Source organism: Mesorhizobium sp. M1E.F.Ca.ET.041.01.1.1, from assembly GCF_003997355.1.
Taxonomy (GTDB): Bacteria; Pseudomonadota; Alphaproteobacteria; order Rhizobiales; family Rhizobiaceae; genus Mesorhizobium.
This window is the reverse complement of the sequence record NZ_RZSL01000015.1, coordinates 20,089-29,377: the sequence shown is the minus strand read 5'-3', so window position 1 is coordinate 29,377 and position 9,289 is coordinate 20,089. Positions and strand designations below refer to the sequence as shown.

At 58.4% G+C, this 9,289-nt stretch carries 5 protein-coding genes; 3 read left to right on the top strand and 2 right to left on the bottom strand.

The annotated features are described in order from the left end of the window. Positions 1–2,261, top strand: a 2,261-nt coding sequence (locus tag EOA38_RS03260; protein ID WP_127298430.1) for a helicase-related protein, incomplete at its 5' end; no start/stop codon positions are given. A 742-nt stretch (positions 2,262–3,003) separates the two neighbouring features. Here the strand turns inward: EOA38_RS03260 and EOA38_RS03255 are convergent. Continuing rightward, positions 3,004–3,819 (bottom strand): nucleotidyl transferase AbiEii/AbiGii toxin family protein, encoded by an 816-nt coding sequence (locus tag EOA38_RS03255; RefSeq protein ID WP_127298429.1) that lies wholly within the window; start codon positions 3,817–3,819, stop codon positions 3,004–3,006. Continuing rightward, positions 3,816–4,616 (bottom strand): type IV toxin-antitoxin system AbiEi family antitoxin, encoded by an 801-nt coding sequence (locus tag EOA38_RS03250; protein ID WP_127298428.1) that lies wholly within the window; start codon positions 4,614–4,616, stop codon positions 3,816–3,818. Before EOA38_RS03250 ends, EOA38_RS03255 begins: the two co-directional genes overlap by 4 nt. A 283-nt stretch (positions 4,617–4,899) precedes the next feature. Between EOA38_RS03250 and EOA38_RS03245 the strand changes: the two genes are divergently transcribed. Then, on the top strand, positions 4,900–6,549 hold the full coding sequence (locus EOA38_RS03245) for a hypothetical protein (RefSeq protein ID WP_127298427.1): 1,650 nt from the start codon (positions 4,900–4,902) through the stop codon (positions 6,547–6,549). After that, a complete protein-coding gene (locus tag EOA38_RS03240; RefSeq protein ID WP_127298426.1) occupies positions 6,539–9,118 on the top strand; it encodes a hypothetical protein in 2,580 nt (859 codons plus the stop codon). The genes EOA38_RS03245 and EOA38_RS03240 overlap by 11 nt, the downstream gene beginning before the upstream one ends. The last annotated feature ends 171 nt before the right edge of the window (positions 9,119–9,289 follow it).

Here is a 9,289-nt window from a genome sequence, read left to right as displayed (position 1 = left end):
CTGCTGTCGTCCCGTGGCCGCATCAGATTCGAGCCTATCACCGCCTATATGACAACTGGCCGCCGAAGCTTCTCATCGCCGATGAAGTCGGCCTCGGAAAGACCGTGCAGGCCGGGCTTCTGGTGCGACAGGGATGGATGGCGGGCAAACTCAAGCGTGTCCTCGTCCTCGCGCCGAAAAACGTCTGCAGGCAATGGCAGATCGAACTCCGTGAAAAATTCAATCTGAACTGGCCAATCTACGATGGCCAGAAGCTGAATTGGTATCGATCGCCGGCACGGGATCATGATTTCGAGAAGCTCGTCTCACGCGAGGCCTGGCATCGACAGCCCTTTGTGATCATGTCGAGTCATCTGGCCCGGCGACAGGATCGGCAACGCGAAATCCTGGACGGGGCCGATCCCTGGGATCTCGTTGTGCTTGATGAGGCCCATCATGCGCGAACAAAAGGCGCGGGAACACCGCAGGCCAAAGGCCCGAACCGGCTTCTGCAATTGATGCGGTCGCTGCGACGCCGAACGAATGGACTGATACTTCTGACGGCAACTCCCTTGCAAGTCCACGCGACCGAACTCTGGGACTTGCTCGACCTTCTCGGGTTGCCACCGGAATGGACCCCGCAAGCCTTTGTCCGCTTCTTCTCGGAAGCGGCTAGGGAACCGGTTACGAATGAAAGCCTCGACTGGCTTTCTGCCCTCTTCCGCGCGAGCGAAGCCCACTTTGGCGAGGTTCCCCGCGCGGATGCCGAGCGACAAACCCGTTTGAGTGGCCTCAAGACCCGAAAAGTCCTTCAAGCGCTGCGCGATCCTGTCTCGATCCCACGCCGTCAGCTTTCCCCGGAAGAGCGCCGGGCTGCAATCGCAATCATAAAGCGATCGACACCCGTCAGGGCGCTCGTCTCGCGACATACGCGCGAACTTCTCCGGAAATATTTCAAGGCCGGCAAGCTTTCCACGGCGGTTGCCACCCGCCAAGTGGAGGATCGCTTCATTCCGCTTTCGACCGAGGAAGGTGACCTCTACAGCCAAGTCGAAACTTACATCTCGGAAACTTACAACGCTGCGGCGCCCGACGCGAGGAGCGCTGTGGGCTTCGTGATGACGATCTATCGACGCCGCCTGGCATCGAGCTTCCATGCCCTTCGACAAACGATGGAAAAACGAAAAGGAGGGGTCGGCGGGCTCCTGACTGCGGCGGATGAAGCACGTATCGACGAAAATATCGCCGATCAGGTCGAAGCAGGCGAAGAGATTGATATCGAAACCGTTACCGAAGATGAGCGCCGCGCGCTTGCGTTCGAAGAGATCGCGACGATCGAAACCATTGTCGATGATATCAAGCGCCTTCCCACCGATAGCAAAGCAATCGAACTGACCAAGGTCCTAAGTGAGGTGAAGGGTAGTGGCTATCCGCAGGTGATGGTGTTCACTCAGTTCACCGACACAATGGATTATCTGAGGGACTTGCTCGTTGGTGCAGGGAATTCCGTGATGTGCTTTTCCGGGCGCGGCGGTGAAGTGCGAAACACCGATGGCACGTGGACTTCGATCACGCGTGATGAAGTCAAGCGGCGCTTCAAGGAAGGTCGATCAGAGGTTCTTGTTTGCACGGATGCCGCGGCGGAAGGCCTGAACTTCCAATTTTGCGGCGCTTTAGTGAACTATGATATGCCCTGGAACCCGATGCGGGTTGAACAGCGCATCGGACGCATCGATCGTCTCGGGCAGCGCTTTTCGGACATCCGGATTATCAATCTGCACTATGACGATACCGTCGAGGCCGACGTCTATCGTGCCTTGCGCAGCCGCATCTCGATCTTTGAGAAGGTTGTCGGTGGCCTTCAGCCGATCTTGACGCGCCTTCCTCGCCTTATCGAGGAATCGGTTCTGTCAACGACGGCAGCCTCGGAGAGTAAGCGGGACGATGCGCTTCAGGCGCTCGACAGCGCGATAGCGGCCGGCGAAGATTCGGCCCTGAACTTGGACGTGTTTGCGGACGACGATCTCGAAGTGCCGGCGCGCCCTGATCCCGCAATCACGCTGTCCGATCTTCGCGCAGTTTTGGATCGGCCGATCCTTCTACCGCTGGGCACCGAAGCTGGTCACCTGAACGAGAAAGACTACCGCCTCGTCGATGGCTATCTGCCCAGCGCGGTTCGCGTCACCGTTGATCGCGAATTCTATGAAATGCATTCGGATAGCGTCGAACTATGGACACCAGGTAGTCCGACCTTTCCCGATCTAGAGATCTACCGTCGCTGAAGGCTACATCTTGAGGAGTAAAGCGGAGTTGAGATGAGCGTGCGGTTCTCGGGCAGTGCCTCCGCCGCTCAAACTAGGACCAGTATCCAACGACGCTGACGCTTTCGGATGGTTTCCTGGGTTCTGATGTTGCGTAAGTCTTGAGCCCCTGCCTTGCCTGTGAATCAGCACCGAAGGTTGACCCCGTTCGAAACGGCGGCAAGTGCCTGACTTTGCTTGCAAAACTCGCAACGCGGGTGGGGTCATCCTCCGCGCCGATCGTGACCCCACCCGATCCCCATTTCATCTCGCCAAATCAAGGCTTTACGGGACCGATGATAGGGGTCAACCTTCGATGCTGATTCACAGCCGTTCTCGCAAAACGGGCAGACAGGAGCACAAGGAACGACGGCAAAAGTCACGAAGAAGCGTATGACGCTGCTCCTGGAGCTGGAGCGAATCGTCGGGAACGAGTGCTATAACGCGAGCATCCAGAACTGGGGGCCTAATGGAGTGTTCGAAGGCGAAGGCAGGGACTTCTGTTACCCGATATTCATCGACAAAAGGGCGGAAAGTTAAAGACGCGCAATACGGACGATGCGATGCCTGTTTCAACCGCGATCACAGGTCACTATGCATTTGGTGCTAATCAACTTCAAATCATGCGCGCTCTGGACAAAGCGGTGACGTACCTGGAAAACCATCGTGGATTGAAGCTGTAGCGAGGCGATGCATTCCTTGTCGCCAATCTCGCTTGGCATAGTTACGAAGCGCCCTTCCACGACTCGCCAGCAAGCCGCTCAATCAGCGCGGCGCCGACGGCATCGGCCGCCGCCCGTAAATCCCAGGAATACCCGGTCGCGAGGAGCGGACTGATATCGGCGGTAAACTGCGGATCAATGAGCTTCTGATGCATATTCTGCTCGAACAGGGCGCGCGTTATGGTGTGCCCGCCATAGTCCATGTAGGCCGCAAAGGTCTCGATGATGCGGCCGGGATCGACGCCGTCATGCGCAAGGGCGACCGCCAGGTCGAACAGATCGCGGCCCTTCTTGCGCTGATAGAGCGCGCGCAGCTTGGTGCCGAGAAGCTCGTCCAACTCGTAGGTCGGTATCTCGCACGCGCCTTCGAACCAGCGCGACGAAACGCCGAACGGCATCTGCTTGAAGCCGTGAACGGCGAAGTGTTCGCGCGAATTGATTTCGACCTTCAGCCTCATCTTGATCGGCGGCGCATCCTCCGACGAAAATCGGTACACGAAGGTTACGCGGCCTTCGGTCTGCTTCCAGCGCGGCGTGCCGAGCCAAGGGTCAAGCACCGACCGGAGGGCCTCCATGACCGGCCCCGCCGGCTCGGCGCGCATCTGCACGAGGTCGATGTCCTCGGAATAGCGCGCGGCCGGTTTGAGGTAGAGTTTGTAAAGCGCTGTGCCGCCGCGAAACGCCAGCGCTTCCGATAGCACGGGGTGGGAAAATATCTCGACCAGCGCCCGGCAGATAACGAGGTCCTGCTCGACCTGGATGTCCTGAACCCAAGGGGCCTGTGACCGCCACTCGGTTATGTAGTCGCGCGGGATCACAGCTCCGCCTCCACGTCGGCGTTGATGTCGAGCTTCCAGCCTTCATCCCGTTCAGCGCCCTTGGCCTCCGCTGTCGGCTGCAGGATCGTCGCCTGCCGGGCATGTTTGCGGACATAGGATTTCAGTGCATGCGCGGGCGCGCTGGCCTCGACCCGCTCCAGCAGATAGCCCAGCCGCTGCGCCCACGGGACAGGCGCTGTCTGAGCCGCGGCTACAAGCTTGTCGGGGTCAAGATTGTCGGCGAGTTCGCCGAGAATTGTCGCGACCTGATCTAGGCCGCCGGCATGGTTGTAATAGCCGACAAGATCGACAGCCGTCGCTTCGGGCGTCGATACGAGAACCGTGCCGCGCGGCGTATTGAAGCTCTGCAGGGGAATCGCGCTGATGTTCTTGCGCATGACGAAGGCGACGCGTACCGCGCCGCAGGTGATGGGGCGGCGGCTTTTGGCCACCATCACCTGGTATTCCTGCGGGCGGTGATGGGCGGCGCCGTGAAACTGGGCAGCCGACAGCAGGCCGGTATAGTAAGACAGGCCCAGCCGTTTCATCAGCGCGGGAATAAACTGCTCAGCGGGCAGACAGCCGAGAGAGCTATATTCCGGAGGAACGATGACGTAGAATCCCCGGGCCGGGGAAGCGATCAAGCCTTGCTTCGCAAGCCGGTTCAGGGCCAGCTTGGCGGCATCGGCAGACACGCCCAAAGCGGACTGGGCATCGGCAGAGCTGAAATGATAGTGACCGCCGGCTGCCAAGCGGGAAATGTAGTCACGGGCATGCAGGCGGGATTCTGATTTCATATGCATAAAGTATCATTTTTTGATACCTTACGCAATTGATTTGGAGACGAGGAAAGGGCGCGGCAGCACCCGGCCCTTGCCGAGAGCGAGAGGGTCCTGCCCGGCCAAAGGATTCGCGCCACCCGGAAAATTCCCCGCCGATGGACAGGCGGCAGGGATCGTTTCTTGGCAGCGGTTTGCCTTGTCAATCCACGACGCTTCTTGGATTGTAGTCCGTTGATTGATTGATAAGCTGATTTGAATATCCCGGCGGATATGGCGATGATTGCGGGGGGCATAATTTATGCAGATAGAGACGGCGTGGGTTAAGCCCCCACCACAGGTCGGAGGGCTGGATCATCTAGCTGTGCAAGCGCCCTGCATAAGCATATATGGACGGCTGCTCCCTGGCATCACTAACGTTACGGACAGAGCGCGATACTATTCTTTCTACCCTTGGCTTATATGGGCTCTCGACAAGGCCGGCCACCGGGAATTCAATGACGCCTTCATCGAGCGTTTTCGCCGTGCTGATTGTCTGTTCTGTCTTATCGCGCAACGCCATGCCGCTGTATGCGGCGGCGATGCGGACGATCATGCTGCAGCAATGGTGGGTAGTGATACTCTGGCAAGCGTCGCGCGGTCGCTGGGGGCTGACGGCACAATCCATCTGTCCGACTTCTCACTACGGTTGGGGGCCAAGAAGCGATATTTCGCGAGCGACCTGGGTGGGCTTGGACAGTATTATCTCGGAGTCTTAAGAGAGCTTTCGATTATCGACGGCGATGCGTCCGCTGGGGTCCGCTATACCAGGCAAGTGGGGGCTGTCATCGCTGAGCGAATGGATGCCAGCGTCAATCGACCGCTTTTCATGAAAGCGGTCGATGCCGACTTGGTTACGGCGTCGGAGCTGGATGCTCTACATGGCTTCTGCCCCTGCCAGCTTTGCAACAGTCCGAGTGAGCAGGAGATCCTCGGCGAGCTGTTCTTTGTTAGGGATCGTTTCCACGACAGCGAGGCGCTGCCGCGCCGCCGGTCGCTGCAATTGATATTGCAGCTTGCCGACCTTCTTTGTGCCCACGGTCAACAGCTCTCCGAGACAGCGTTTCGTGCTTGTACTTATGCCAGCAGCCTGCCGGGTGGCGAGCCGTGGACCATTTCCCCCGCACTATCCGGTACCCACGAGAAATGGGCGATCTACGCCCGCAACGAGCTGCTCTCGGTTGCGGTGCAGGGGCTATTTTACGTCTTGCTTGATGCCTACGAAGCATCGTCTCTTCGTTTCGATGCAAGCGCAGACATCGCAGACTGGTTCATGCAGCAATCGGAAACTTTGGAAGCGTTGGAGGTTCTGGGGCCGCAGAAGACATTTTCGGAGTGTGTCGCTGACAGCAAGGTGTGGCTACCGGACCTTACGCGCTGGAACGAGCCGATGCATGAGGTGCAGCTGACTGAGCGCATCACGTCACTCTCACGGGCTAGAAAGTCGGCCCAGAACCGCGAAGAGATCGTTTTGGCTGCTCTGCGAGCGCTGATTGCACTTGCGAGCAGGGCCGATTCTACCGATCGGCAGTACGCCGACCTGGTGTTTGAGGCGGACTATTTCCGTTATTATCCGATCAACCTGGAGTCGTTTGCCCGCAATGCCTCGGGCAGCTGGGCCTCCACGACAATTCACGATGTGCTCCGGTGGCTCTTGATCAACTGGGGCCTAGAGATGCACCTGCGTGTGGCTCTAAGAAAACTTCGTGGTCAGTCGCAATCTACATTCAGAATACGCCCTTCTGATCGCGGGATGGAAGTCATAGCAATCCCGCCGGCTGTTCACACACGACCTCGTTTCAATCAGGCTGTTCGGGTGCTCAAGGACATTGGCGCGCTTGAGAGAACCGCCTCGGGCTGGCAGCCCAGTATCCTGGGACGCGCGCAGCTGGAGCTTGCAGATGCTCCCTAAAATCTCGCTGATGGAGGAACTGAAGAAGGGCGGCTACGAGGCTTCGCTGACCACGACCTACAACGCGTATTTGCCCTTCTATGAAGAAGTGGTGCTGCGCCGGCTGGTCAATGCCGGCGTGCGGCACAACGTCCTTCTAATGGATGCTCAGCAATATGCGGCCTCTTTGACGGTCCACCCGCCCCGACTTGCCGGCCGTCAGTACAGCCTTCTTCCGGTGAGGGTTCCGGGCGCTTTTCATCCAAAGCTGGTTTTTCTGACGGGCAAGACCAAAGGAGCGATTCTGGTCGGTAGTCACAATATGACCCTTGCCGGCTTCGGGTTTAATCGCGAGATGACAAATCTTGTGCGCATTCAAGGGGACGATGACGGGGCCGGGATAGCGCTTGCTCAAGCAGTCTGGACGGAAATCGAATACTGGCTGGACGCGTTCACGCCTGGCATCCCCGACCATGTCCGGTCCATGACCCGACGCGTGAAGGAGTTCGCCCCTTGGCTGGATGCGGCACCGCTTCCCGATGCGAGACTGAGGCTTCTTGCCGCTCGTCCGGGAGGGGAATCCCTATGGCAGCAGTTCACCGCGCTGCTGGGGGGAGAGACGGCCCAGATTTCGATCGGCGGGGCCTTCTTCGATCAGGAGCTGAACTTCCTCTATCGCGTGAAGGAGGAATTGCAGCCGGGAAGGATGACCGTAACCGTCGATCCGGCAACCGTGCAGATGCCCGTTCGAGCTCATGACCTTGAAGGCGTGTCCTTTGTCCGGGCTGACCGGCTTGGATGTGACGAGAACTCCGAAAACCGGTATCTCCACGCCAAATTTGTTCTGGCAGAACAGACCGGCGGTGCCTCCGTCTTTGCATCGGGCAGCGCGAACCCCAGTCGACCCGCATGGCTCGCCGACAGTGTCAGCGGCAATGTCGAGCTGGTGCTCGCCCGCGTTGGCGATGATGCATTGCTGACCGCAAATGTACTCGGATGTGGCGACATTCATAATCTACCGGCGCTTACCGCGGAGGACTGGCACGCCATCCGAATCAACCAAGCACAGGAAGAGGATCCCCCTTCCGCAGGCATTCGCAGCGGCGTTGCGCTAGCCGAAGACACCCGTGTCCTTTTCGACCTAAGCCTGCTTAAAGCGTTTGATAATCTGGCGTTCACATTAAACGCGGCTGATGGGAACGAAATCTGCCAGGCCGGCGGGTTCACCGTCGAAGAAGGCTTTGCAGTTCTGGATTTTGCGGCCCTAGACATCGAGAAGGCCGCTGCGCTCCACGGCGCCATTGCGGGCGGCATAGTGTTGAAACTTATCCTCCATCATGCTGGCATGGTGGAGGAGCAGGCCCGGAGCGGAACGCAGCGGCGCTTCAAGGATGCTCTGCTCAGCCTGGAGAGCGATACTCCTGACATCGCTCTGCTTATTCAGTGCATTGATAAGATCATATTTGACGAAGATAACGCCGCCACGCCGACCCAGCCGTTAAGGAACTCAGGCTCGCGCAGTACGGATCAGCCAAATGGATCCGATGTTCCCGAGACGCTGGCCATCGATGTGGGCGAAATGAAGAAGCGCGGCAAGAAGCGGCGCTTGGAGCACTCTAGCGACTTTGCCTATTTGCTCGATGCCTTGATCTACCACTTGCGCATGCGGGAGGATAAGTCGCACGAAGAGATCGATCGGTTCGGCCGCACTGAAGAAGAGCAGATTGGCGCTGACGACGATCCCGATGGCCAGATCACGAATCTCACGCCCGAAAAGCAAGCTGATCTGCTCCGGGTTTGTCATTCGAAGGTACGCACCATCATCAACAGGATGGTATCGCAGTTGAAAGCTTTCTCCGAAGGAAAGCAGCCGCTTACAAAAGTATTGGTCCGCTTGTTGGGCGTGCTGGCCGTTCTTCGAGAACTGCGAACCTGTGATGGACGAGTCGCCTGGGTCGAAAAAGGGAAAACAACAGTTCCGAGGGATCAGCGGCTGCATCTCCTTGAGGCAGTCATGTTGAATCTCTTCGAGCGGGACCCCTTAGCGTCCAATACGTCACTTCTCAGCCTCGAACCACTTGGAGAGGATTTTCGGGACAGCGATGACGTGGCGCGTCTCAAGGGCTTGCTGCTTTGGCTGGCTTGGGACTGCGGACTGACATTGAATTTGCAGAAGCCTTTCAGGGAGAACCCTGAAGCAGGCGAGCAAAGGCTGAAACAGAATGCGATGATTCTTGCGCTCGCACAGATCATCCTTTCAGACGAAGCGGTGATCGATGAAGCACGTCAGAGCATCGGAGGCCTAACCTCAATCGAACTGGATTGGCTAAAGGATATTCAGCGATTGAGCGACGACTGCGCTACCCATCGCGGGAATGTACCGGCACTGCAACAGGGAGAGAATGCGGAAGCCGGCGACATAGCGTTCCATCGAACAGCCCAGGACTGGATTGTTCGAATCGTTGCGGGCCGCAACGGCAACAAAGTCTCCCTAATTGCGCTTAGAGAGGACAAGCCCCGCCTCATCTACAGGGCCGACCATCTGGCTGTCGCTCAGCTCTCGCTCGGAGACCCAACTGCTGACGAATAAATTTCCGAACGCGCTACAGCTTCAGGCACCATTACGGCCGAAAAGCCCGATCATGAGCAGCGCACCGTGTCAGACGACGCGCCGCTCGCATGCAGGAGCGATTGGAGCGCGGCGGCGGCCGTCGGGGCCCCGGCGCGGGCAGCCGGGATGGGAGTAGCCCGTTGGCGCGGC